Annotated in this window: 2 protein-coding genes and 1 pseudogene; 1 reads left to right on the top strand and 2 read right to left on the bottom strand. The window is 55.5% G+C overall.

Annotation, left to right across the window (positions count from 1 at the left end):
• Positions 1 to 319: flagellar export protein FliJ (locus EN969_RS29585; protein WP_127419653.1), on the bottom strand; the 319-nt coding region annotated here is incomplete at its 3' end.
• Positions 320 to 771: 452 nt separating this feature from the next.
• Here EN969_RS29585 and ctrA point away from each other — a divergent pair.
• On the top strand, positions 772 to 1,467 hold the full coding sequence (gene ctrA, locus EN969_RS29580; RefSeq protein WP_006203583.1) for a cell cycle two-component system response regulator CtrA: 696 nt from the start codon (positions 772 to 774) through the stop codon (positions 1,465 to 1,467).
• Positions 1,468 to 1,571: 104 nt separating this feature from the next.
• On the opposite strand, the pseudogene EN969_RS29575 reads toward ctrA, so the two are convergent.
• Positions 1,572 to 1,792, bottom strand: a pseudogene (locus tag EN969_RS29575) (response regulator); the annotation flags it as partial.

Here is a 1,792-nt window from a genome sequence, read left to right as displayed (position 1 = left end):
ATTCCAGCATTTCCGCTTTGGAAAGCTCCGCTTCAGCTTCGCCGAGTAATGATTCGGCGGCGCTTCGCTGCTGGGCGAGGTCGCTTTGGGAATTCCTGAGATTGTCGCGGCGCAGGCGAGCCGCCTTGGCGAAGGTCGGATAGGCGAAATGGTTGATGTCGGTGATGCCGGCCTTCTTTTCCTCGGCGGTAATCTGAAGCTCCAGCTCGACGGCCATGCGTTCGAACTCGGCGATCATCATGTCGAGCTGCAGCAGCTGCCGCCGCTTCTCATTCACCTGAAACTGTTTCAGCCGAACGAGGTTTTCACGTGACTTCATGATTCGGTACTCCCGGAAACGCACACCCGCACTTATCGTCCAAACCACCTGGAAACGCCCAGGCCGCACCCGTGTCCACCGGCTTTCCCCCAACTATGGGAAACAAAACCCTAAAGTTTTTTGCCGGCGGTAACCATTCGTTTACGGGCATTGTTAATCATACGGGTCAGGACTTAAGGCCGGGTAAAAATTCCGGCCACCGATGCGGAAGCGACGTCGATGAGTCCCTGGAGTCGCTTAGTCCAGGTTGTTAATGTGTTGCATTAGGAATTTGGTTCTGAGATTCGTTATTAGATTCAAGAGGGTGTAGAAAGAGGTTAAAAAATCTGGTACCGTCATGGACGGGAAATTAGGATTTGTTAACCATTCAATGGCAGCCTCTGCACAAGGCAACCACTGCTCCGGGTCCGGACGGGTCGTGAAATGGTCCGGCAGCAGAAAAGGGGAATAAAATGCGTGTTCTGCTGATAGAAGATGACAGTGCAACCGCACAAAGCATCGAACTGATGCTGAAATCGGAAAGTTTCAACGTCTACACGACCGATCTCGGTGAAGAGGGCGTCGATCTAGGCAAGCTCTACGACTACGATATCATTCTTCTCGACCTCAACCTGCCTGACATGTCAGGCTACGAGGTCTTGAGAACGCTTCGCCTTTCCAAGGTCAAAACACCTATTCTCATCCTCTCCGGCATGGCCGGCATCGAGGACAAGGTGCGCGGCCTCGGCTTCGGCGCAGACGACTACATGACCAAGCCATTCCACAAGGACGAGCTGGTTGCCCGCATTCATGCCATCGTGCGGCGTTCCAAGGGCCACGCCCAGTCGGTCATCACCACCGGCGACCTGGTGGTCAACCTCGATGCCAAGACAGTCGAAGTCGGCGGCCAGCGCGTGCACCTGACCGGCAAGGAATACCAGATGCTGGAGTTGCTCTCGCTACGCAAGGGCACCACGTTGACCAAGGAAATGTTCCTCAACCACCTCTATGGCGGCATGGACGAGCCTGAGCTGAAAATCATCGACGTCTTCATCTGCAAGCTGCGCAAAAAGCTCGACGCGGCATCGGGCGGTCAGAACTACATCGAAACGGTCTGGGGTCGCGGCTATGTGCTGCGCGAACCGGAAGACATTCGCGTCAGCGCCTGAGCGACGAATCGTTCGAATCTTTTCAATAAAAAACCCGGCTTCGGCCGGGTTTTTGCATGATGGGCTGGTAACGGTCTGCTTCTGGGCTTCCGAGCAGAAGACCGTCACGCACTTTTTCTGGAGTTGCTCAAGGATGCCGAATCAGGTGCGCTCTTCAAGGTGCGAAAGCGCTCGAGCAACTGCGGGCGGTTGAACGGCTTCAAGAGATAGCCCTGGGCGCCGGCTCGCTTGGCCCGCATGATCGAAGCAATATCGAGCTCGACCAGGGAAATCAGGATCTGCGGCCTTATCGGGCTCTCCATGGCGCGGACGCGACGGATGAGAT

Origin of the sequence: Mesorhizobium sp. M7A.F.Ca.CA.003.01.2.1, assembly GCF_003998945.1 — a bacterium.
GTDB classification, from domain to species: domain Bacteria; phylum Pseudomonadota; class Alphaproteobacteria; order Rhizobiales; family Rhizobiaceae; genus Mesorhizobium; species Mesorhizobium ciceri.
This window is presented reverse-complemented; position numbering and strand designations above follow the sequence as displayed.